Source organism: Bacillus sp. KICET-3 (genome assembly GCF_033261025.1).
In the GTDB taxonomy this organism is placed as follows: Bacteria; Bacillota; Bacilli; order Bacillales; family Bacillaceae; genus Bacillus; species Bacillus sonorensis.
The window spans coordinates 622,411-644,334 of sequence record NZ_CP137345.1 but is presented as its reverse complement, the minus strand read 5'-3'; the positions used below and the strand labels follow the sequence as shown (position 1 = coordinate 644,334).

Sequence of the window (21,924 nt, the reverse complement as noted above, 5' to 3'; positions counted from 1 at the left end):
AATGAATAATGAAGAAATTGCTACATAATTAATGTTAATGAGAAATGCTATTACTTCCTTACACGAACATCTAGCACCTGACTTCAAAACAAGAGATTTAGTTCTCTAAAAACATGGTTTTACAGAAGAACAAATTTCAGAATTCGACAAGTTTTTACTTGATGTTGCTATGAAAAAATTAAACCCATCTAGAAGATTTTAGAGAAAAATTAGCCGAAATAAAAGGAATACCTCTCTTTACGAATGAAGCAACTGAGGAAATACTTTTAGGGTGCAAATCAGATGGAATACACGCAAAAATCATTAATAACGCATTAAAATAAAGCAGGCATATTCCTGCTTTAAAATTTATATCGGTTCAAATTCTATAACTTTGTTTCTTTCCCTTTATCCTCTTCACAATCCGGTGTTTTCCTATCAAAGCCTAACCGATCGTTTTTCCCACTCCCAGGAATATGATCTAGATGATGCTAAGGCCGTTCGCCTAGCAGAGAACGGCCTTTAACCATTACTAACGATTTTAATAATCATTTACCATGCCCGAGGCATATATTGGAATTCCAACTAAAAGACCGTCGCCTCTTAGTAACTCACAATAACAATGATTATAAAGTTTCTCAAGGAACGAACAGCAGCCCGTTAGCTACCCCTGATTAAAGATGATCTGTTACCACACTGTTACGTTAGAACTTCCACTACTTTGATATCCCTCTGTCGCTAAGACTTGGTAAGACCAATTACTACCCAGATTCATTCCATGACTCTTCCATGCTTTAACATGATTGCTGAAAGTGATTTTAGCGTTGCTTCCAGTTGGTCTCTTCTACTGGCGAACACTCCAGTACTGCGTAAAAGTAGTTTTTTCGCCATCAATGGAAGGTGCGTTATAACGTGTAGTTGTATATATGTCATATGTACCCCCATCACTGTATACAGTACCTTTATACGTTCCAGTAGGTCTATAAGTCCCCCATGAATCCACTACATAATATTCTATGAGAGGTGATCTCGTCCAACCATATAAAGCCAAATATCCATTGCCATTCGGCGCCCAAACTCCGGCATTATAGTTTATTGTCCTAGATGGCGAACCTGTAGTCCAACCTTTACCAACAACGAAATTTCCGGTATTAGACCAATTAACACTGTAATTCCCTCCAGGTCCATTGACAGCGTTGACTGTTCCGCCGCCATCAGTCCAATTTTGCCAATAGTCTGGGCTAGCTGCAGAGGCGGTTGCCGAAAACAAGCTAATACTCATTAAAGCTGCCGTTAATCCAACTAAGAAATTCTTTTTAAACTTAAACATATGTTACCTCCTATATTATTTTTTCTGACTTTGACTTGAGGTAGCACTCGTATATATTTAAAACATTATTAATTACTAACGCCAAAGCCTTTGATCGTCCCCTTCAATATACTACCATGAATTCATGAGTGAATATTAAGAATATCTGTAATTTAATTACAAAGACCTAAAAAATTGCATTATAAGTGGTCTTGTAACACCATAGCCTTATCCTTTTTCGTGAATCACAATTCTTGTTTCTAAATCTGATGGAGTAATATCTGTAATTAATGCCCATTCGAATCATTTCGTATGAAGGAGATATACATTAGGGATTGTGAAGTTACGGACACCTTTTTCCAAACAAAAAAAGAGATGGCTGACAAATTAGATGACTTACTTTAAGTTAGTGGACATTTTTGGACGCAAAAAAACATTTTCATGGAGGAAACAAAAAATACCAAGGGCATCAAAACCCTTGGTATTTCTGGTATGCGGCCGAGAGGACTTGAACCTCCACGGGTTATTCACCCACTAGGCCCTCAATAAAGTGGAAGCTTATTATCAGTTACATAAGCCTGTTATTTCAAGCATTTAAAGTCATTCATTACACTCATTTGAATTATTTCATGTGCATTTTGGGCACAAAATGGGCACTACTTTTTATAATCCTACGCTACTTAATGCTTTGAGATTTTTTTCTTTTGAAACACCTATGTAATCTAGTACCATTACGTAATATAACAATTCTATAACTCTCAAATCAAAAACAATGTCTTTATGGCTTTCACTAATATCGCCATGTGCAATCTTATTTCTATATCGTGCAATTCTAACGGCAATTTCCTTAAAACTAATCTTTTCTGTGTTATATATATTCTTTATTAAACCTTCTAAGACATCACTATATTTTATTAAAGTCCATTCTATTTTATCTGACAATTTAATACTACTTCGCTTAACTAGATTTCTAATGCCTTTAAAGTACCTCTTTTTTTCACCTGTGTGAGATTCAATTTTCTCTTCAAGAAACGCTAAAATTTCCTTCTCTTGTTCACTAAATTCATGTAAGTTCTCTCGCTCGATACCTTCTTCCGCTTTCTCTTTCCCCTGACCTTTTGAAAGGTCATATTGCCATTCAAATCCTGCAGTTGCCATCATAAAACGAGAAGGTGTTATTAGATTTTTCTCTTTTGAATTATCTGGGAATGCCTTAAATAAATTTTTTTATGGAGCATACTTTCAAATAAGACACCTAAATTATCTTCTATAATTGAAATATCAACAATGTTCTCTCTAATTATTCTAGGATCTTCTTCAATATGTTTTATTCCCTCTCTCAACACATGTAAGGTTCCTATTTTTAAATAATCACCTGATTTCTCATCTATTTTTTTCAAAGACACCTCATTAATTGAAATATTTTTTCTATATGTTAAAAAACTTAATGCGTTTATGAAAGCATACGTCAATTCTTGCAACTTATTATAATCATCTGATGATTTTTCAAAATATAAAGTCAGTTCTGTATGTAAGCTTAACGGCGATTTATTATTCCAATCAATATTTCGTGAAATATTCAATTTTCCATTTATCAACTCTTCTTTGAAGTTAAAGGTAAAGTTTCTCTCTAACTCTGTAAAAGGTCTTGCTACAAATTCAATTTCACCTGTTTGTTCTTTAGATGTGATTGAATAAGCATTTTTCAAAGGATAAAACGAATTAAGTTCCTCAGCCTTGAATTGAATTGCATCAAACGATGTTTCAAGTGTTTTAAATACAACGTATAATTGTATTCTGAAAAAATATGTTTTAAAAGCTTTCTTATATCCGTGCATTACTTTAAATACAATTTGACGATTATTAAAAGTCCTTCCGACAAGAATATCGGGTATATCTATTTTCTTTATCCTCAACAACTCTTGTAGATCATCATTACTTACGTCTGTCCTATTTTCAATTTCTTCAAGAATAAGATTGAAATTTTCCAAAGAAAAATAACATTGTCTTTTGTTAAAAGTAATTAGTCCTCTAATCATAATTTGACTCACCTTCGAATTAAATAAATTGACCTTTATCTAAAAATAAAGAGTGATATCAAAAACATTGGTATCACTCTTAAATACACCTTTTTTTTACGTTTCTATTCTGTCCGCGACCTTCAATCCTTTTCCGCTAAACGAAGAATTTTCAACATTACTTAGTCCTGTAATTCCCAAACCCACCACCACTGCCAACGATAAGATTGTCAATTTGAGTTTCACTGATCATCTCTCCTTTTTGAATTTGATTTTTGGCCAAGATGACTTCCCTATAATACTTGGAAGATCTATCTGAATCACCATTCTTACGGAAAATTTCAGCAACTTCAAATCCATATTCATCAATATCTCCATACATTTTACGCGATAAGAAGAAATTGAATGACTCATCAATTAAATTATAACACCCCTCTGTCAAATATAAAGCCTTTAACAAATCCAACTTTACAATATATTCTGAATTCTTTCTTTCTAATGCGACTGCATATCCCTTATCATAATAAAACTTTGCTGATTTCAAATCGCCTTTCTTAGCCTGAACATGAGCCAGATTAAATAAAGTTTTTTCGATACATGCGTGGTTTTCTTTCTCAAAGTAGTCATAGGCTTCTAATAAAGAACGATATGCTTTTCCATACTCCCCCATATGGTTATAACAAATTCCCATATTTAACTTTGATGTCGCAATATGAAGATGCCTTCCAGCATCTCGCGAAATTTTTAATGTTTCTTTGAATCTTTCTAAAGCACCTTTATAATCTAATGAATCAATTAAATTGCCCGCAACCACATACTTACAACGTAAAACACGATCAATATAATTATCATATTTATTATAGATGTGAATTGCTCTTTTAACATACTCAAATGAAATGTAAGTTTGTTTCATATAATAATATATTTCAGCCATCTTATAATAAAATTCAGCATGTTCTATTTCATCATCTACATATTCCAACGATTTTTCTGCCCGTCTATACGCACTTATTGCCGCAACAAGTTCCTTACGTCTGAATTCATACATCCCCATAAAGAAAAAGAAATAATAATCCAGCATACCTTTCAATTGCCTTTGATATGCCTTAAGTGATTCATATGTACTTTTTAAATCTTCATCATTTTTGAATTTGAGATAGCTTAGCATTAATTCATGTCTAAACTCCATAAGCTGATGATACATATAACATCAGATTCTTGTCCCTTTCATTTTTGATTAATTTTTGGGACTTCTTCTATTTACTTTTTCTCTCTCTTTACAACTTGCTTTATTGACTCTAAGATGCTAAAAAGGATGCACACCCTTTTTGAGTTTTCACCCACTATATTAACTTTTACACTTGTCATCTAACCGTCGGGGAAGATATATTCAGATAAGCATTTCTGGATTTATCCTTCAACAACTAGCATTAAATCTCCTAACTAATGTTTATAGCAAACACTCGATCACATCTATACAACATTCCCTCTTTTTTCAAAAGACAATATTTAAAAAATCCGTAGTTTATGATAAAATTCCCCAAAAAAGGGAAGGTGATGTTTTTTGAATATTATAGAACGATTTATAATTTTATTAGGTACAGGCGTAGCTCCTATTATCACTTTAATAATCTCTTTAAGGCAAAACTTCTTGGAGAAAAAGAAAGATAAACAAAAGGGGGAACTTGCAAATTATAATTTCACTCAAAACGGAAATTACAATCAAATGAATGTGCTTATTAAAAATAATACTGAACAAGAAAAGTATTTTAAATTGCTATACGAAATTGAAATGGCAGAACAAAAACAGCACAACTTAAATAAAATTGCCCAAAAAATAGAACAATACTTTATTAAATTCTTTATCTTAGTTGTTTTTATTATTGCTTCTAAAAATCTATACTTGAATTGGAAATCACATCTTAACTTATTTGAAAACTCACAAAACATTACTTTATCTTTATATAATGCTTTTCAATCTGCAGGACAAGTAATGATATATATGATCTTCTCCCTTAGCTTTGTGCTTATTTTAAGTTTGTTAACTTCAAGTTCAGCCAAATTTTCATTTCGAAACATTTCGCTATGGATTTATATTTTAATCATTAACATTGGAAATATATATACACTTACCCTATGGAAAGAAAAAACATTAGGCAAAGAATTTATTGAATTACAGAAATATTCACAACAGATTGAACATAGCCCGACTTTAAATGCAATTTTAGAATATTTACTACCAACACTTATACTTTTACAGATATGTGCTGCCTTTATCGTAGCAAACCATTTAACGAAATTAATTCTTGTTCATAAAGTCTATTCTCCAAAGACCAAACGAAATGTTTTAATATCAACTATTTTTTTAGTTTCAGTACCTTTTATTTATCGTTATTTTGTTGTTTCGCCTTAAATATTTTCAATCCGCAAAGTGAAAAACTTACATTTTCATATAGAAGAGATATGATAAGAAATACAAAAATACCAAGGGCTTCAAAACCCTTGGTATCATTGATGCGGCCGAGAGGACTTGAACCTCCACGGGTTATTCACCCACTAGGCCCTCAACCTAGCGCGTCTGCCATTCCGCCACGACCGCATGTGATAAAGTTGTAAAGTGCGGGTGAAGGGACTCGAACCCCCACGCCGTAAAGACACTAGATCCTAAGTCTAGCGCGTCTGCCAATTCCGCCACACCCGCGTATGTGACATGGTGAGCCATGAAGGACTCGAACCTTCGACCCTCTGATTAAAAGTCAGATGCTCTACCAACTGAGCTAATGGCTCATATAAAATGGCTGGGCTAGCTGGATTCGAACCAACGCATGACGGAGTCAAAGTCCGTTGCCTTACCGCTTGGCTATAGCCCAATCATATCGAAAAATGACCCGTACGGGATTCGAACCCGTGTTACCGCCGTGAAAGGGCGGTGTCTTAACCACTTGACCAACGGGCCATATATGAATTCAGCGTCATATTCTTCAATGGCGGAGAAGGAGGGATTTGAACCCTCGCGCCGCTTACGCGACCTACACCCTTAGCAGGGGCGCCTCTTCAGCCACTTGAGTACTTCTCCATATGGCTCCACAGGCAGGATTCGAACCTGCGACCGATCGGTTAACAGCCGATAGCTCTACCACTGAGCTACTGTGGAACAATCAGACTCACTTCATTATAAATATGACGACAAATTGTGTCAAGAAAAACAATTTGTTTTACTGCCTGTCTTGCGACGGCTTTTATAATTTATCATATATAAGCCCGATCAGTCAACCCTTTTTTATTATTTCTTTTATTTTTCCCCCGCATTTGCCGCAGACATAGCGTTTTGTATCTATTGCGCGCTTTCTTATAAAAGTTTGGCCGCATTCCGTGCATCTGTACGTGCGGTTTTTTCTCGTTTGTTTTTTCGAGCTGAGCGGGGTGCAGAACCTCGGGGCGCCGACTTCCTTTAAAAGCATTCTAAATTCCTTGTCACGGTGTTTGTAGCCTTTTCCTTCAAGGTGAAGGTGATAGTGGCACAGCTCATGTTTGATGATGCCTTCAAGCTCTTTTTGGCCGTGCTCCACTAAATATTTTTTGTTCAGCTCTATGTCGTGGGAGTGCAATAAATATCTGCCCCCGGTTGTTTTCAGGCGGTTGTTGAAGTAAGCCTTATGCCGGAACGGCTTTTTAAAATAAGCGAGCGAAATCTGTTCAGTGAGCTGCTGCAGCTGTTGTTCGTCCATTTCTTATCTTCACCTCATTTTCAAAAACATTGAACGGGACAAATTCCCGGCGGCATAAACTAAAAAAGAATCCACACTCTATGATCAGAGCCTCAGGAGGGATTGTCAATGCCGAATTGGCTCAAAAACCAGATGCAAAAAGCTTTTTATGAGAAAGATCATTATCAGATTAAATTGCTGAACCAATGCTGGTATTTTTACAGAAAAAAACACTGCTGATGAGCAGTGTTCATCGGAGCCCGAATGGAATTTCTTCTGTTTCCTCACCATCCTTCACTGGTCCTTTTATCATCTCACACAATGGCGCCCGTTACTCCCCAAATGGAGCTGACCGCCCGATTTCGGGGAGCATGGGCGAACGATTCTTATGCGGATGGACGAGCCGTTTATTCTGATCTTTTAAACGGAAACCAGTTGGCTGAGCCGAAGATCCGAACCATCACAGGGACGAACAGCGGCAGCATGACGAATGCGTACAGCAAGAGACCCGTCAGTACAAGGGTGGCGATTTGCAGAAGCGATAAAACGCCGGACGGCAGCATCGCCGCAAAGGTTCCCGCCAAGATGATTGCGGCTGAAATAATGACGGACCCCATATTCTTCATCGATTCGATCATTGCCGTTTTAATATCCGTTCCACGGTATTCGTTAAAGCGTTCCATCAAGAAGATCGAATAGTCCACACCAAGCGCCATTAAAATCACGAACCCAAAGAAAGGCACCGCCCAGTTGAGGCCGGGATAGCCGAAAAACGCCGTGAAAATAAACTCGGTTACACCGATTGATGCAAAGTACGTCAAGATCAACGATCCGACCAAATACACCGGCATGACGATTGAACGGAACAGCAGGACGAGAATCAGGAAGATTCCGATCATCATATAGATCACCGTGTTGCTGAAATCCTGGTCTGACAGCTGCTTCAGATCGGCGTTGATGCTGGAAACGCCGCCGACGCCAAACGATGCATCTTTCAAATGCGTGTCGGGAAGAACCCGTTTTAAAGATTCTTCAATGTCTTTGACATTGGCAATCGCTCCGTTTCCGTACGGATTGCCTTCCAATATCACATCGATCGTCGTGATCTGGCGGCCGTCTGACATATAGGAATTAAACACCTGCTGAAATTGCTTGTTTTTCAGCACTTCTTTAGGGACAAACCAGCCGGACATTTCTTGATCGGATGCGTTTTTCAGCTGATCCAGGTAGTCGCCCGCTCCCATCAGACCGCTTGAAATGTTTTCGAGGCCGTCAACGCTTGAATTCAGCCCTTTTGTTAATTGATCGAGCTGGCCGGCGAATTCTCCGACTTTTTCCTTCATCTGCTTTTGGCCTTCGGCGACATCACCTGCGCCTGATTCGAGCTTAGGCAGCGAATCGGCGAGCAGTTCCTGCCCCTTCGATGTCTCTTCAAGCCCTTTTTCGATTTGGCCGAGGCCGTTGATCAGAGCATCGATTTTGCTTGTGTACACTTTTTGCTCTTCCTGCGCTTTTGCGATAAATGCATCTGCTGCTTCAAGCTGCTTTTTCGCGTTTGCCGCCTGCTTCGTGTAAACGGCCGCTTTCTTTGATCCTTGCTTGATTGCCGATGCAAGCTCTGTGTAAGAGCCTTTAATCGCTAAATAAGAAGGATTCTCCTTCACTTCGGGAATTTCGCTTTCAAGATTTTTGAAATTTTGATTTGTCTGCTCGATCATTTTTTGCACGTCAGCCGTTATGCCTTGGGCATTTTCGGCTTGTGACAATGCCGCTTTCAAGACTTTCGATATTTCTTTGTAGGTTTCGATTTGCCTATTTAATTGACCGACTTGCGCCATCAGCTGTTTTTTCGCAGCTTGAATTTCTTTTTTCGCTTGGGCGACGCCTTCTTTGCTTTGGTCTGTTCCGTCCTTCAGCTTTCTCATATTGGCTTCAACGTCGCTGATTCCGGCTTGGATCGATTCTGTTCCTTTGATCAGCTGGTTGATTCCTTTTCCGGACGCTTCGATTTGCGGCTTTTGATCCGCGATTGACTTGCTCGCCTCTGCAAGCCCGTCTTTAATCTTTTTCAGACCTTTATTGCCGCTTTCAAGCCCTTTATTCAGCTCGTTCGCCTGTGTTTTGACATACAGGTCGCTCAGCCCTTTTCCGACCGGACGGGTCGCACTGCGAACTTTGCTGACGCCGTTTGTCTGTTCAATGGCGCGGCTGATTTTTTCGATTGCGATCAGCCCGTCATTGGTATCGAGCGCATCCGATGTTTTGAGCACGACCGTGACCGGCAAAGATTCCCCCGGCCCGAACTTGTCGGAAATGGTGTTAAAAGCGCTGACGGATTCGTATTGATCTCCGATTTCGTCAAGGCTGTTGTAGGAAAGCGTTCCTTTATACATCAAGATCGGCGGAACGGCCACGGCTGCTACGATCAACAGGCTGATCAGCGGCTTGCTGAAAGCGAAACGGCCGGCGGTTTCCCATAGCTTTGACTGCGGGTGCCCGATATTTCCTCTTACAGGCCAAAACAGCACTTTCCCCAAAACAGCCATGAAAAACGGCACGATCGTCAGAAGCGCCAAAATCAGGACCGCGACACCTACCGCTACTGCGACCGCGGACTTATAAAGCTGGAATTCGGCAAAGCCGATGCATGTAAAACCGATCAAAACGGCAATTCCGCTGAACAGAACCGTTTTTCCTGCCGTTTTATACGTTGTCAGGATGGCTTCAAACTTGTCTTTCCCGTGGGCGAGTTCTTCCTTAAAACGGCTTAAAAGAAGAATGCAGTAATCCGTCCCGATTCCGAACATGATCGCCACCATGAAAATTTGCGTAAACGTAGACAGCGGAAAATCAGCGTATTCAACAAGATAGGCGACAACGGACTGGCTCACAAGGTAGGAAAGTGCGACCGCCAAAAGCGGAACAAAAGGCGCAACCGCAGAACGGAATACGAGTATCAGCACGATTAAAATAAAACCGACCGTGATATATTCGGTTTTCTTCAAGCCTTCCTGCGAGCTTGTTATGACATCATCATCGATGAGCGGCTGCCCGGTCATCTCGTAGTCAAGCTTTAAAGTTTTGAGCTTTTCATTGACCTTTGCTTTAAAATCGGCCGCACTGATTTTGTTCGCATCAAATGTGACAGGCACTAGCAGCGTCGTTCGATCCTTTGACAACAGCTGCTTTTGAATATCCTCATCCGCGTCAAAGTACGATGTGATATCTGAGACGTGAAGCGCGGAATCCTTTTCTAAAATAGTGATCGCGTTTTTTAAAGCCGCCTCCCGATTCGGCAGGAGCTGTTTGTCCTGAAATACGACGACAATCGATTTGTTCGTATCCCCGTCTTTTGACATTTGTTCGAGAAGCTTGTTCGCGTAAGAAGACGGATAGCCTTCAGGAACCGCTATCTGGCCCTTTTCCTTTGTTAATTGCCCCATATCAGGCGCCGTGATGAATAAGACGGCGGCCATTGCAATCCAGAGCGCAGCAATGATCCATCTCGCCTTTATAATCGTTCTCATTGACGTTTTATTCCTCCTCTGTGAACTGTGCAGGTAGATTGATTTCTTTGTATTTTAAGAAAGACGGCAGAAAAAGCCGCCTGCTAGCCTTGTCCTTGCTGTTTTTCATTACTTCATCACTTTATTCGCAAAAGTGAAAGATCATACATTTTACAGGATAACTGCTGAACCGCTTGATTTACTTATCGGCTGATGACCGTTGATATTTGAAGAGTTGAAAAAGATAAACATCTATTGATTAATAAACACATGTTCATTATAATTTGGGGCAAATGCGGTGTTCAATCGGCAATTGGGATTGAGATGTTCAATAATGAACAACATACGTAAATTTGTCTATAAACGGAGGCTACCGATGGAGGATAGAAGGGCAATTAAAACAAAGAGAGCGATAAAAGAGGCTTTTTTAAAGCTGCTTCATGAGAAAGAAATCAATAAAATTACCGTTTCCGATTTATCGAGGCGCGCTGATTTAGGACGCGGAACTTTTTATCTACATTATCGTGATGTTTTTGATTTGTATGAACAAATCGAGAATGAGCTGTTTGATCAGCTGGGGAAATTTTATGATGATTATTTTCCGAGCGAAGATCCGCACCATCTGCTCACCTTCATCGAAAAAACGACCGAATATATTTATCAAAACGCTGCGATCTTCACTTTATTGACGAAACCGAAAAGAAATATTTTGACCATCAATAAATTTAAAGATTTTTTTAAACAGAAGATTTTTGAAGAATTGAGCATGATGCAGCAATCAGGGAATGAGATGGCATGCGATGAAATGGAAATAACATTTCTAGTATCAGGAGCGGTCGGCATTCTGGAAGAGTGGATCAACGACGGCATGGTTCAGACGCCGGCACATATTGCAGGCGTCGTCCACCGCATCCTGTTAAAAATCGCGATGTAAAAGATAAGCCCGCCGGAATATAAAGCTTCCGGCGGGCTGACCTCAAGTCCTACCGATCTTTTACCATCGATAAGGAGACCCTTCCTTTTGCAGCGTCGACATCTTCCACCCATACGGTGACGATGTCCCCGACCGACACAACGTCGAGCGGATGCTTGACGAAGGAATGGCTGAGTTTGGAAATATGGACGAGCCCGTCTTGTTTGACGCCGATGTCGACAAATGCCCCGAAGTCAACGACGTTCCGCACTGTCCCCTGCAGCTCCATCCCTTCTTTTAAGTCCTCCAATTGAAGCACATCGGTTTTTAAGAGCGGTTTAGGGACTTCATCCCTCGGATCACGTTCAGGCCGTGTGAGCTGGGCGCAAATGTCTTTCAGGGTGATTTCCCCGATTCCCAGCTGTTCAGCTGCTTCTGCAATATTCAATTCGTTGATTTTGTCCTGAAGCTCTTTTGTGCCGATTTGGGCTGTTGACAGGCCGAGCTTTTTCAGGAGCTCTCTCGTCTCTTTATAGCTCTCCGGGTGGATGCCTGTCCGGTCGAGCGGTTCATCGCCGTCAGGCACCCTTAAAAAGCCGATGCATTGCTCATACGTTTTCGCGCCCAGGCGCGGAATGTCTTTCAGCTCTTTCCGGCTCGTGAATTTTCCGATTTCATCCCGTTTTTTGACGATGTTGGCCGCGACTGTTTTCGATAGCCCGGCCACATATTGCAAGAGCGCGGCTGACGCCGTATTCACGTTGACGCCGACTTGGTTGACGACGGTTTCCACGACGAAGCGGAGCGAATCGTTTAGTTTTTTCTGGCTGACATCGTGCTGGTACTGGCCGACACCGACCGACTTGGGATCGATTTTGACGAGTTCGGCGAGCGGGTCTTGGAGTCTGCGTGCGATCGACACGGCGCTCCGTTCTTCAACCTGCAGATCGGGGAATTCTTCCCTCGCAAGCTCTGATGCCGAATAGACGCTGGCTCCCGCTTCATTGACGATCAGATAGTACACCTTTCTGTCGATGTTCTTCAAAAGATCAGCGATAAACTGTTCCGTCTCTCTTGATGCCGTTCCGTTCCCGATTGCGATGACCTCGATTTGAAAGTCTTCGATGATGCGTTTCACTTTTTCGATGGCGGCGCTTTTCTTATTGACGGGAGGGTGCGGGTATATGACGTCGATCTTGAGCATCTTTCCCGTCTCATCCACGACTGCCAGCTTGCAGCCTGTGCGGAATGCCGGGTCGACGCCGAGGACGAGCTTTCCTTTCATTGGCGGCTGCAGCAGCAGCTTGCGCAGGTTCTGGGCGAAAATGTGAATCGCCTGATCTTCGGCTTTTTCTGTCAGTTCTTTTCTGATTTCTCTTTCGATGGACGGCTGAATCAGACGTTTGTATCCATCCTCTATTGCATCCTTCAGAACGTCTTTTGCCGTCGTCTGCTTCTGTTTGACGATTTGTTTTTCCAAATACGCCTGGATGTGATCTGCCGGCGGTTCGACGGATACCTTCAAAATGCCCTCTTTTTCGCCGCGGTTGACGGCGAGCACCCGATGGGGAACGACTTTCTGTATCGGTTCTTCATATTCATAATACATTTCATAAATTTTCTTTTCGTCGGCTTCTTCATCCTTGACCGCGGATTTTAAGGTTCCTTTTTTAAAGGTCTCTTGCCGGATCCATCTTCTGTATTCCGGTTCATCGGAAATCCGTTCCGCCAGAATGTTCTTCGCTCCTTCAAGCGCTTCTTCTGCCGTGAAAACTTCTTTTTCTTCATTTATGTACTGCCGGGCTTCAGCCAATATGTCTTTGTTCTGCGGAAGCGCGATAATGAAATCGGCCAGCGGCTCAAGCCCCCTGCTTTTGGCGATGGTTGCCTTCGTTTTTCGTTTTTGCTTGTAAGGCCGGTATAAGTCTTCGACCTCCTGCAGTTTCTCCGCTTTTTCAATTTTGCGCTTTAATTCGTCCGTCAGCTTGTCCTGCTCGCCAATCAGCCGAATCACTTCTTCTTTGCGCTGATTTAAGTGCTGAATGTATCCCCAGCGTTCGGAAATCGTTTGAATTTGCACTTCATCCATGGAACCTGTTTGTTCCTTGCGGTATCTCGCGATAAAAGGGACGGTGTTTCCATCCTCCAATAATTGAATCACATTGCCGACATGTTTGGCTGTCAGGCCGGTCTCTTTTGCGACTTGTTTGACGATTAACGCTAAAGTATCCATTGTAGCCTCCATAAGAATATTGTCTTCTTAGTGTACCAAAAGATTTTAAAAAACACCTATATCAAAAGGACAGCTTTCCGTTAAAAAAGCTGTCCGATGATATAGGTTAAATCGTCATTTCCCATTTTTGTGTACGCCTCGAGCTGATTGGAGATGTCTTCGGGCGTAACGTGATGCTTCAAATACGTACGGAGAGACGAAACGGCGAGTCCGTCAGAATGAATGATAAACCTAGATCCTTTTTCATACGTATAGGTGAATGTTTTATATGTTTGCGGTTTTCCAGATAAGTACCCCGTGACGGGAAGAGGGTAAATGTATTTGTCTGAAGGAGCGTACAGAATAAAGCGGATATTGCCGACAGAGCTGTAGACGATGGTCCTCGTTTTAAAATCGGCTTTTAAAATCGAAACGGTCGCACCCCTTTTTTGTTTCAACGCTTGATTGCAGCGTTCCATCAAACTTGAGACATCGTCATCCCTGTGCTCTTTGACAATGCTGCTGATCGCTGAAGAAGATTCATGAGCCATTGAACCGCTGCCGAGTCCGTCAGCCAGCGCACATATCATTCCTTCGTCCGTCGCATTGAAATAAAAACTGTCTCCGCAGACGGATTTTCCTTCTTTCGGCAGCTGATAAACGAGTGCTTGAATATGTTCATTCGACTCGGTCCAGATCATCGCCTGATCTCCATAAACGGATCTTCCGCCAAGGCTTCCCGCAGCCGTTTAACGGCTTTTCTCTGCAGTCTTGATACGTGCATTTGCGATATACCCAGGATGTCCCCGGTTTCCTTTTGGCTCTTATTTTGGACGTATGTCAGCTCAATGATTTGCTTTTCACGGTCAGACAGGACGTGCAATACGCTTTCAAGCATCAGCTTCTGGTTCACTTTCTCATAGCCCTCTTCCTGGGAGCCGACGATATCGAGGATTGTCACCGTGCTGCCGTCGGCATCCGCCTCGATGCTGTGGTCTACGGACAGCGCCTGATAGCTTTTGCCCATTTCCATCGTTTCCAGGACTTCCTCTTCTGTCACTCCAAGAAAATCGGCAATCTCGTCGACTCGCGGAGAACGCTGGGTTTCTGCGGTTAATTGATCAACCGCCATTTTGATCCTCGGTCCCAATTCCTTGATCCTTCTTGGAACGTGGACACTCCATGTTTTGTCTCGGAGAAATCGCTTGATTTCCCCGACGATGGTTGGAATGGCAAAGGCCTCAAACGATTTTCCCACTTCAGGATCATACCGCTTGATGGCTCCCAATAAGCCCAGCATTCCGACTTGGCAGAGATCTTCATGGAAGCTTTTTCCCCTTGAATATTTTTTGGCCAGCGTTTCGACCAAACTGCTGTACGATTTCACAAGGGTCAGTTGAGCGTCTGCATCCTGGCTGGTCTGGTATTCTTTAATCAGACGATCCACTTCATCTTTAGTTAGTTTCGTAGTTTTGGACGGTTGTGCCATCATCAACTCGCTCCCTGTTTAAGAACTTTGTCATCGATACGGTCACGCCTGAGTCAATCTGCACATTCACTTCATCCATCAGCGTCTCCATCAAATATAAGCCGAGCCCTCCTTCTGATAATTGTTCTGCCGTATGCTCCGGGGAGTACGGGCCGAGCCCCCTCTGCTTATCTTTTATATCAAAACTGTCGCCCTGGTCCGCGACAACGATTTCGAGACGGTCTTCAAAAACGCCGAATCTGACGGATACCTCTCCGTCTTTATCCGCTTTATAAGCATGCTGTACGGCGTTGGTACAAGCTTCGCTCACTGCGATTTTCAAATCTTCGATATCATCGTACGAATACCCCATCTTGCTCGCGATTCCCGACAGGGTCAAACGAATGATCCCCACATATTCCGGTTTGGCAGGTGACCTCATTTCAATGTAATCAACTGCTCTCTGCATTATAATCCACCCTCTGACTTTCCAGAAATATCAATGATGTCCTTTAAGCCTGTGATATCAAACAAACGGATCAAACGGTCGGACAGATTTTCAAGCACTAAAGAACCTCCTGTTTTGTTTACGGCTTTATATATCGCTACAAATACACCCAGTCCCGTGCTGTCCATATATGAAACATCTTCCAGACAAACTCTGAGGTCTCTCCCTTCTTCGGCGAGCGGCATCAGCTGTTCACGCAATGCGGGAGCGGAGTGTACATCAATTTCTCCCGCTACATTTACCTCTATCACATGATCGTTTTTTTTCGTATCGACTGCCAAATTCACAATATCACCTCTGATTCTCATTAATCACTATGATTTTGTTACCCGGCAAAGAAAGACGTTAAACCTTTCTTTTTAAAACAATGAGGGTGAAATCATCATGGAGCTGAAAATCCTGAAGCTTGAGCAGACTGTCGTAAATATTTTCAGCCATTTGCTGTGCAGGCTCTCCCATATGTACGGAGATCATGTTTTGGAGGTCTGATCGTTCTAAAAATCCGGTTTCTGTTCTGCACTCGGTCACTCCATCCGAAAAGAGGATAATCATATCGCCTATGTCGAGCTTTTGCTCATATTGTTCATACTCATAATCCGATGATATGCCGAGAACGAGCCCTTTTCCTTTTAAATCGCGGAACTTGTCTTCCCTGCAATTATAATAAAAGCCTGGTTCATGACCGGCAGATGCAAACGTAAATAGGTGTTTTTCCAAGTGGTAATTCCCGTAGAACATCGTAATAAACATGCTCGGGTCCACATTTTGTTCGACGACCCTGTTTAAACTCTTCAGCACTTGCGAAGGGTGCGTTCCCGAGTCTGGCAGGGAATCCATCGCATATTTGATCATCGACATGCATAATGCTGCCGGTATCCCTTTTCCGATCACATCCGCAATGGCGATATTGATCGATTTCTTATCCCGGACAAAATGATAATAATCGCCGCTCATTTGCTTCGCCGGAACGCTGATCGCCCCGATATCAAGCGTTTCGTCTTTCGGGATTTTCGTTTCCAGGAGCGTCTGCTGCACATTTGCGGCAATTTCAATCTCGGATTTAATTTCCTGCTGAATGCCCCGGAGTGTCTGGTGCTCTTGATAGGCCAAGCCGTATCCAATCATTACTTCAATTAAAAAGTCGAGCGAATGGAACACATCTTCCGGAAGATCTGGATACAATTCAGACAGAACTTTTCGGTGTATGCTGATGATTTCTTCCGGCGGCACTTGATGCTCGATCGTTTTTCTGCTGAATTTCTGTCCCTGATATAAGGACGTCTCTGTTAAATCAGATATATAACGGCTAAGCAGCTGACGATAGCGCTGCTCAATCACTTCCCTGAAATCCATTCCTTCCCTCCTACCGAAGCCACTTTACGGCTTTTATCTCCGTTCCCTTTTCAGCGTCTGAATTCAGCTCAAATTGGTCCATCAGACGCTTTACTCCAGGCAGGCCGGCTCCGAGGCCCCCTGAGGTTGAAAAACCGTCTTCCATGACTTTGCGGATGTCGGCTATCCCAGGCCCCTCATCTTCCGCAATGATTTTCACCCCTTTTTTACCCCTTTCTTCAACCTCTTCAATACAAATCTGGCCTTTTCCCGCATATAAATAGATATTCCGGGCCAACTCCGAAATAGCCGTCGTGATTCTGGCCTGATCAACTGTGCCGAATCCAAGTTCTTTTGCGACATTTCGCCCGAGCTGTCTGGCAGCTACTATATCCCATTCTGTCAAAATCTTTACACAGGACTGGTCTTTCATACTTATTCCCCCAATTCCCGCTGCAATGTCTCGAGCCCTTTTTCGAGATCGAGGGCTGTCTCGATCTCGTCCAATGAAATGCCGAGTTCAATCAATGTCACCGCAACAGCCGGCTGTATGCCAGTCAGGACGACTTTAGCCCCCATAAGTTTTGACATTGTAATCACATCGCCGAGCACTTTGGCGATGAATGAATCGATGATGTCGACAGAGGTCAGGTCGATCACCACTCCGTTCGATCCCGTCTCATAAATTTTATTAAGCAAATCTTCTTGAAAATTTAGAGCGGTTTGGTCATCGAGCTCTACCTGGATGGAAACCAATAAAAAGTTGTAGAGTTTTAAAATTGGAATTTTAGGCACTCTCAAAACTTATTCCTCCAACGAAACAATTTTTCGGTCTGTCATTTCCAGTGCGGTTTGAATTCCTTTTTGCAGGGTATTTTTCGTAATAACCTGTGTTAAATCAATGCCTAAATTGACAATCGTCTGCGCGATTTCCGGACGGATTCCGACGAGCAGGCATTTGGCGCCTACCAATCTGACGGCTTCCGAGGCCTGGATGATATGGTGTGCAACCATCGTATCAACAACAGGGACTCCCGTAATATCGATTAAAACGACTTCAGAACGGTGCTTGACGACGCCGTTCAGCAGATTTTCCATAATCTTTTTGGCCCGCTCGGTATCGATCGTTCCGACAAGAGGCATCACTGAAATATTTTCAAAAACCGGAATCAGCGGCGCTGATAGCTCTTGCAGCGCGACCTTCTGCATGGCGACGGTTTTTTCCCAGGAAATGGCGTACTGATTTAAAATTTCGCTGTTAATCGGATCGATGAATTTGTCGATTTCCCAAATCAGATCATAGCACTGCTGATCTTCGGGGCGATCCTTGTTCATTTCATAGTAAAGGTTCTTCCAAAAAGCTGATAAACCTGAAGACAGGAGCTTTAAAGGAACACCCATTTGTACGGCTTTGGAAGAAAACTGATAAATATTGTCGATGACTTTCTCATCTTCAGCTCCCGAACCATTCATTAAAATATGAATATATTCGTTGCTGATCGTCTGATACATCTGTTCGGTCAGTTTCGAGTTTGACAATGTGCCATTCAACTCTTTCAGAATATCCGCCAAGCTTTCGGCAAGCTCGTTTTGATGTTCCGAAATATACTTTACTACCAATTGATTCGACATGTTTATCCCCCCAACTACATACAGTAACAATTTTTTGCCTAACATTTTCATTATATCGTTTGTCAATTTTGAAAACAAAAAAAGTTGCTCTTTCTTCTTGAGCAACTTTGTTCTCTTATTTAAAAATCGATAAGTGCCAAACTGATTTGTAAGGCTTCATTGACCTTTTCCATCATTTCATCATCGAGATGAGTGATTTTGTCCGTTAATCTTTGCTTATCAATCGTCCGGATTTGTTCGAGCAATATAACGGAATCTCTTTCAAAACCATATCGTTTCGCATCAATTTCGACGTGGGTAGGTAATTTTGCTTTCTGTATTTGGGCTGTTATGGCTGCAACAATAGCAGTTGGGCTGAAGCGATTGCCGATGTTGTTTTGAATCACTAAAACCGGGCGCACCCCGCCTTGTTCTGAGCCAACAACAGGAGATAGATCAGCAAAATAAACATCGCCGCGTTTAACAATCAAATGATTATCCTCCGCTTACTAAGCGCTCTACTGTGTTTTCAGCCTCATACTCTGCAAATTGTGCCTCTGAAGAGATGTTCAAATTGATCTTTGCCATCTCCATATAACCGCGTCTCATCGATTCTCGAATTTGTCGATTTTTGCGTTCACGCAAATACATTTTTGTGGCTTGGTAAATCAGTTCATTTCTGCTCCCGTTATCTTGCATGACGACACCATCCAGTTCTGATACTAAAGCCTCTGGCAAGCGAATCAAAATTTCAGTTGTAGCGCTGGATTCAGACAAAAACATACACCTCCACCAAACTTACGGATACAACACTCTATCCATTCCAATCATAATCATATCATTATTCTTTCCGCAAGCAAAGCTGTTTTTCAGCTTATGATTTATTTTTCAATATCATTCGGTAAGATCGGATTCCTTATTTCCATTATACTCCCTTTTTCCAAAAACATACGGGGGACCCTGGAACTTATCATACAGGTAATTTCATAATTGATCGTTTGCAGTTTTTTGGCGATTTCGTCGACTGAAATCGATTCGTCTTTTTGTTTACCGATTAATGTAACTTTCGTACCGACGGGATATTCTTCTGAAAGGGAGATCATAAATTGATCCATGCAGATTCTTCCGGCGATTTTCTGCCGTTTTCCGTCGATCAGCACTTCGCTTCCCGCAAGGCGCCGGAGCCAGCCGTCCGCATAGCCGACAGGTACGGTTCCGATCCATTCATCATGCTCAGCCGTATACGTCGCTCCGTAGCTGACGCTTTCCCCTTTATGGATTTTTTTCACATGGACGAGCTCGGTATGCAGGGAAAACACTTCCTTTAGCGGAAACGGAAGCTCGTCTTTTATTTCAGATGAAGGAGACAACCCATACATGCTGACGCCAAAGCGGACCGCATTAAAAAGCTGTTCCTTGAAGCGCATGCCGGCGGCGCTGTTTGATGAATGCACCATTAAACGGTCAAGCGGAAGGGGCTTGATCAGCTCCTTAAAACGGTCAAGCTGCATGTTGAAGTAATCTGTCTCCTTTTCATCCGCTGTCGCGAAATGGGTGAAAACGCCGCGGCAGTTCAGCTTGTCCGACGCTTCCGTCATGTCCATCATTTCTTTGATTTCTTCTTCTGTTTTACAGCCGAGACGCCCCATGCCCGTGTCGATTTTCAAATGAAAATCGAGGGGGACGCTGACGCTGCCGATGAAACCGAGCACGTCTTTCAGCCAGCGCACTGAATATGCAGTCACAGTAATGCGATGTTCTGCGGCGATGCCGACATACTCCGGAGGGACCGCTCCAAGCACGAGAATCGGGGCGTCTATCCCTTGCCCCCTTAAAGAAAGCGCTTCATCTAAAAAAGCCACAGCAAGAATAGACGCCCCTTCTTCAAGGGCCGCCTTCGCCACTTGGGCGTCTCCATGGCCGTAAGCATTCGCCTTGACGACCGCCATCAAGTGAACCCGCCCGCCGATATGCCGTTTCATATTCCTCACATTTTCTTTTACAGCTGTTAAGTCGATCTCAGCCCATGTCTTTCTGTAGAATGGTTTTAAGCTCATACTGACACTTCCTGTTCCTTGTTCAACTCAGTCTTTCCCCATCATACTAAAAATGCGGCAGAAAGGGAAATCCTGTACAGTGTTAGACGGGAAAACGCGAACAAAAGTTGTTGGTTTTATATACATTTTGCGGAAAAACAGATGAAAACATGCACAAAAAATAAAACAGCCCGTTCCCCGCAGGACCGGAGAACAGGCTGCTTGAAATGGAGGGCTATTTGGATGATTGGCCCTGCATGCTTTTTGCTACCATCAGGAGCTCATCCTGGGACAGATCCTCAGATGAAATGTAATAATCGACTCCTTCATATGTCCATGACAATGACTTTTCTGAAAGCGCGCCGACCGTAAATCCGAGATCAACAGGCTCGCCGTTCATGGAGACGGATGTTGACGTTTTGGCGACGCGGGCTTTTTCCTGAATTAATGTAAATGACTTTTCACCGCCGTATGTGATGACGATTCGTTTGCCGTCATCTGTGGCCATTTCTTTTTCTTCAAGCTTTTTCACGCCTTGAGGCAGATCAAGCGGAGTCTTGACGGCAAATGAGTCGGATGGTTCAGTGCTTGTGGCCACATCGATTTGCGAAAGCGTCATGTTTTTCTTTTCATCGAACGAACCTTTGTCAAGAGGCTTATCAAATTCAAAGCTCTCAAACTCCACCTTGACCATGGCTTTTCGGTCTGTATCCATCACTTTTACAGATGAAGGGGCCATATTTTTTTTATGAAAAACAATTTCCTGTGTCGGCAGCATTTGGTTATGCTGATAGTTTGTTTTCGTTTCGAAAATATACTTTGAATCCTTTGCCTTAAAGGATGCTTCTCCATCGCTTTTAATGTCTTTCACGAGTGATTCAAACAAGTACACCTGGCTGCTGTTGTTGGGCCAATCGCTGTGAAAACGGAAGCTTTTATTCAGGGACGGTGTAAGAACGAATACGCCGTTTTCATTCCGCAATATCACCTGGCTCTGGTCTTTTTTAGGGTTTTCTAAATAGACCCTGTAGAAGGAAGGTTTTTTATGCCAGATCTCCACGTTGTACTCCTGCGGTTCATTTCCCGTTTCAATCGTCATTTTTGCTTTTGCCTTATAGGACGTGTATTCTTTTGCCTTCTTGTCGAGCCCCGTGACAACGTCTTCTTGCGATTTTTGGCCGCAGGCAGAAAGCATCAAGACAACAAGCAGCCCCGTTAAAAGCAAAACAAAGCTTTTTCTCACCTTTTTCAACCCCTTTTTAATCATTGATGTAAAAAGGAAGAAACCGCTTGTTCGACTTAACGGTACGCCTGAAAAAAGGGGC

21 protein-coding genes, 7 tRNA genes and 1 pseudogene are annotated in these 21,924 nt (G+C 42.5%); 3 read left to right on the top strand and 26 right to left on the bottom strand.

The genetic code is table 11. The features are described from left to right. Positions 1 to 667: 667 nt before the first annotated feature. The 4 genes and pseudogenes from R5H20_RS03215 to R5H20_RS03200 all read right to left on the bottom strand — a co-directional run bounded on the left by R5H20_RS03215 (position 668) and on the right by R5H20_RS03200 (position 4,510). A pseudogene (locus tag R5H20_RS03215) lies at positions 668 to 1,309 on the bottom strand (glycoside hydrolase family 11 protein). Between the two features lie 642 nt (positions 1,310 to 1,951). Beyond that, a complete protein-coding gene (locus R5H20_RS03210; RefSeq protein WP_006638796.1) occupies positions 1,952 to 2,449 on the bottom strand; it encodes a hypothetical protein in 498 nt (165 codons plus the stop codon). A 17-nt stretch (positions 2,450 to 2,466) separates the two neighbouring features. Continuing rightward, complete coding sequence (locus tag R5H20_RS03205; RefSeq protein WP_006638795.1) at positions 2,467 to 3,327, bottom strand: hypothetical protein; 861 nt, start codon at positions 3,325 to 3,327, stop codon at positions 2,467 to 2,469. Positions 3,328 to 3,484: 157 nt separating this feature from the next. Beyond that, entirely contained in the window at positions 3,485 to 4,510 is a 1,026-nt protein-coding gene (locus R5H20_RS03200) for a tetratricopeptide repeat protein (RefSeq protein WP_100244895.1), read from the bottom strand. A gap of 360 nt (positions 4,511 to 4,870) precedes the next feature. On the opposite strand from R5H20_RS03200, the gene R5H20_RS03195 reads away from it, so the two are divergent. Further along, positions 4,871 to 5,719, top strand: a complete 849-nt coding sequence (locus R5H20_RS03195) for a hypothetical protein (protein ID WP_006638792.1) — start codon at positions 4,871 to 4,873, stop codon at positions 5,717 to 5,719. 102 nt (positions 5,720 to 5,821) lie between these two features. Here R5H20_RS03195 and R5H20_RS03190 read toward each other — a convergent pair. The 8 genes from R5H20_RS03190 to R5H20_RS03155 all read right to left on the bottom strand — a co-directional run bounded on the left by R5H20_RS03190 (position 5,822) and on the right by R5H20_RS03155 (position 7,034). Continuing rightward, a tRNA-Leu gene (locus R5H20_RS03190) sits at positions 5,822 to 5,905 on the bottom strand. Positions 5,906 to 5,924: 19 nt separating this feature from the next. Then, a tRNA-Leu gene (locus tag R5H20_RS03185) sits at positions 5,925 to 6,007 on the bottom strand. Positions 6,008 to 6,017: 10 nt separating this feature from the next. Beyond that, positions 6,018 to 6,093 (bottom strand) — tRNA-Lys (locus R5H20_RS03180). A gap of 8 nt (positions 6,094 to 6,101) precedes the next feature. Continuing rightward, positions 6,102 to 6,176, bottom strand: a tRNA-Gln gene (locus R5H20_RS03175). Positions 6,177 to 6,190: 14 nt separating this feature from the next. Beyond that, positions 6,191 to 6,262, bottom strand: a tRNA-Glu gene (locus tag R5H20_RS03170). A 29-nt stretch (positions 6,263 to 6,291) separates the two neighbouring features. Next, a tRNA-Ser gene (locus R5H20_RS03165) sits at positions 6,292 to 6,382 on the bottom strand. A 3-nt stretch (positions 6,383 to 6,385) separates the two neighbouring features. Continuing rightward, positions 6,386 to 6,460 (bottom strand) — tRNA-Asn (locus R5H20_RS03160). A gap of 115 nt (positions 6,461 to 6,575) precedes the next feature. Further along, positions 6,576 to 7,034: a SprT family protein gene (locus R5H20_RS03155; protein WP_006638791.1), complete on the bottom strand. Its 459-nt coding sequence runs from the start codon at positions 7,032 to 7,034 to the stop codon at positions 6,576 to 6,578. Between the two features lie 108 nt (positions 7,035 to 7,142). Between R5H20_RS03155 and cmpA the strand changes: the two genes are divergently transcribed. Then, complete coding sequence (gene cmpA, locus R5H20_RS03150; protein WP_006638790.1) at positions 7,143 to 7,253, top strand: cortex morphogenetic protein CmpA; 111 nt, start codon at positions 7,143 to 7,145, stop codon at positions 7,251 to 7,253. A gap of 167 nt (positions 7,254 to 7,420) precedes the next feature. Here the strand turns inward: cmpA and R5H20_RS03145 are convergent, their stop codons facing one another. Further along, a complete protein-coding gene (locus tag R5H20_RS03145; protein ID WP_006638789.1) occupies positions 7,421 to 10,540 on the bottom strand; it encodes an MMPL family transporter in 3,120 nt (1,039 codons plus the stop codon). A 355-nt stretch (positions 10,541 to 10,895) separates the two neighbouring features. Here R5H20_RS03145 and R5H20_RS03140 point away from each other — a divergent pair, with 355 nt between their 5' ends. Continuing rightward, positions 10,896 to 11,453: a TetR/AcrR family transcriptional regulator gene (locus tag R5H20_RS03140; RefSeq protein ID WP_006638788.1), complete on the top strand. Its 558-nt coding sequence runs from the start codon at positions 10,896 to 10,898 to the stop codon at positions 11,451 to 11,453. Positions 11,454 to 11,502: 49 nt separating this feature from the next. On the opposite strand, the gene R5H20_RS03135 is transcribed toward R5H20_RS03140, so the two are convergent. The 13 genes from R5H20_RS03135 to R5H20_RS03075 all read right to left on the bottom strand — a co-directional run bounded on the left by R5H20_RS03135 (position 11,503) and on the right by R5H20_RS03075 (position 21,851). Continuing rightward, positions 11,503 to 13,665 carry a Tex family protein gene (locus R5H20_RS03135; RefSeq protein ID WP_006638787.1) on the bottom strand — a complete coding sequence of 721 codons (2,163 nt, stop codon included), beginning with the start codon at positions 13,663 to 13,665 and terminating at the stop codon, positions 11,503 to 11,505. Positions 13,666 to 13,745: 80 nt separating this feature from the next. Further along, positions 13,746 to 14,345: a PP2C family serine/threonine-protein phosphatase gene (locus tag R5H20_RS03130; RefSeq protein WP_006638786.1), complete on the bottom strand. Its 600-nt coding sequence runs from the start codon at positions 14,343 to 14,345 to the stop codon at positions 13,746 to 13,748. Beyond that, positions 14,342 to 15,133 carry an RNA polymerase sigma factor SigB gene (gene sigB, locus R5H20_RS03125; protein WP_006638785.1) on the bottom strand — a complete coding sequence of 264 codons (792 nt, stop codon included), beginning with the start codon at positions 15,131 to 15,133 and terminating at the stop codon, positions 14,342 to 14,344. The genes R5H20_RS03130 and sigB overlap by 4 nt, the downstream gene beginning before the upstream one ends. After that, positions 15,099 to 15,581, bottom strand: coding sequence for an anti-sigma B factor RsbW (gene rsbW, locus R5H20_RS03120; protein ID WP_006638784.1), 483 nt, complete (start codon positions 15,579 to 15,581; stop codon positions 15,099 to 15,101). The genes sigB and rsbW overlap by 35 nt, the downstream gene beginning before the upstream one ends. Then, positions 15,581 to 15,907, bottom strand: a complete 327-nt coding sequence (locus R5H20_RS03115; protein WP_006638783.1) for an anti-sigma factor antagonist — start codon at positions 15,905 to 15,907, stop codon at positions 15,581 to 15,583. The genes rsbW and R5H20_RS03115 overlap by 1 nt, the downstream gene beginning before the upstream one ends. Before the next feature lie 58 nt (positions 15,908 to 15,965). Next, positions 15,966 to 16,973, bottom strand: a complete 1,008-nt coding sequence (locus R5H20_RS03110) for a PP2C family protein-serine/threonine phosphatase (protein ID WP_006638782.1) — start codon at positions 16,971 to 16,973, stop codon at positions 15,966 to 15,968. Positions 16,974 to 16,983: 10 nt separating this feature from the next. Beyond that, complete coding sequence (locus R5H20_RS03105; RefSeq protein ID WP_006638781.1) at positions 16,984 to 17,385, bottom strand: anti-sigma regulatory factor; 402 nt, start codon at positions 17,383 to 17,385, stop codon at positions 16,984 to 16,986. A 2-nt stretch (positions 17,386 to 17,387) separates the two neighbouring features. Next, entirely contained in the window at positions 17,388 to 17,753 is a 366-nt protein-coding gene (locus R5H20_RS03100; protein WP_006638780.1) for an STAS domain-containing protein, read from the bottom strand. 3 nt (positions 17,754 to 17,756) lie between these two features. Further along, positions 17,757 to 18,584, bottom strand: coding sequence for an RsbT co-antagonist protein RsbRA (locus R5H20_RS03095; RefSeq protein ID WP_006638779.1), 828 nt, complete (start codon positions 18,582 to 18,584; stop codon positions 17,757 to 17,759). A gap of 119 nt (positions 18,585 to 18,703) precedes the next feature. Further along, entirely contained in the window at positions 18,704 to 19,054 is a 351-nt protein-coding gene (ndoA, locus tag R5H20_RS03090) for a type II toxin-antitoxin system endoribonuclease NdoA (RefSeq protein ID WP_003179128.1), read from the bottom strand. Positions 19,055 to 19,058: 4 nt separating this feature from the next. Further along, the gene (locus R5H20_RS03085) at positions 19,059 to 19,340 is read right to left on the bottom strand and encodes a CopG family ribbon-helix-helix protein (protein ID WP_006638778.1); all 282 of its coding nucleotides are present in this window, start codon (positions 19,338 to 19,340) and stop codon (positions 19,059 to 19,061) included. A gap of 104 nt (positions 19,341 to 19,444) precedes the next feature. Then, a complete protein-coding gene (alr, locus tag R5H20_RS03080) occupies positions 19,445 to 20,620 on the bottom strand; it encodes an alanine racemase (RefSeq protein ID WP_006638777.1) in 1,176 nt (391 codons plus the stop codon). Between the two features lie 214 nt (positions 20,621 to 20,834). Further along, positions 20,835 to 21,851, bottom strand: coding sequence for a LolA family protein (locus R5H20_RS03075; protein ID WP_087962525.1), 1,017 nt, complete (start codon positions 21,849 to 21,851; stop codon positions 20,835 to 20,837). Positions 21,852 to 21,924 lie beyond the last annotated feature (73 nt).

Excerpts from the sequence above, each read along its gene's own strand:
- R5H20_RS03095 (WP_006638779.1), bottom strand. The coding sequence starts at position 18,584 with ATGTCGAATCAATTGGTAGTAAAGTATATTTCGGAACATCAAAACGAG.
- sigB (WP_006638785.1), bottom strand. The coding sequence starts at position 15,133 with ATGGCACAACCGTCCAAAACTACGAAACTAACTAAAGATGAAGTGGAT.
- R5H20_RS03145 (WP_006638789.1), bottom strand. The coding sequence starts at position 10,540 with ATGAGAACGATTATAAAGGCGAGATGGATCATTGCTGCGCTCTGGATT.
- rsbW (WP_006638784.1), bottom strand. The coding sequence starts at position 15,581 with ATGCAGAGAGCAGTTGATTACATTGAAATGAGGTCACCTGCCAAACCG.
- R5H20_RS03155 (WP_006638791.1), bottom strand. The coding sequence starts at position 7,034 with ATGGACGAACAACAGCTGCAGCAGCTCACTGAACAGATTTCGCTCGCT.
- R5H20_RS03210 (WP_006638796.1), bottom strand. The coding sequence starts at position 2,449 with ATGATGGCAACTGCAGGATTTGAATGGCAATATGACCTTTCAAAAGGT.
- cmpA (WP_006638790.1), top strand. The coding sequence starts at position 7,143 with ATGCCGAATTGGCTCAAAAACCAGATGCAAAAAGCTTTTTATGAGAAA.
- R5H20_RS03205 (WP_006638795.1), bottom strand. The coding sequence starts at position 3,327 with ATGATTAGAGGACTAATTACTTTTAACAAAAGACAATGTTATTTTTCT.
- R5H20_RS03135 (WP_006638787.1), bottom strand. The coding sequence starts at position 13,665 with ATGGATACTTTAGCGTTAATCGTCAAACAAGTCGCAAAAGAGACCGGC.
- R5H20_RS03110 (WP_006638782.1), bottom strand. The coding sequence starts at position 16,973 with ATGGATTTCAGGGAAGTGATTGAGCAGCGCTATCGTCAGCTGCTTAGC.
- R5H20_RS03200 (WP_100244895.1), bottom strand. The coding sequence starts at position 4,510 with ATGTATCATCAGCTTATGGAGTTTAGACATGAATTAATGCTAAGCTAT.
- R5H20_RS03130 (WP_006638786.1), bottom strand. The coding sequence starts at position 14,345 with ATGATCTGGACCGAGTCGAATGAACATATTCAAGCACTCGTTTATCAG.
- alr (WP_006638777.1), bottom strand. The coding sequence starts at position 20,620 with ATGAGCTTAAAACCATTCTACAGAAAGACATGGGCTGAGATCGACTTA.
- R5H20_RS03140 (WP_006638788.1), top strand. The coding sequence starts at position 10,896 with ATGGAGGATAGAAGGGCAATTAAAACAAAGAGAGCGATAAAAGAGGCT.
- R5H20_RS03105 (WP_006638781.1), bottom strand. The coding sequence starts at position 17,385 with ATGAAAGACCAGTCCTGTGTAAAGATTTTGACAGAATGGGATATAGTA.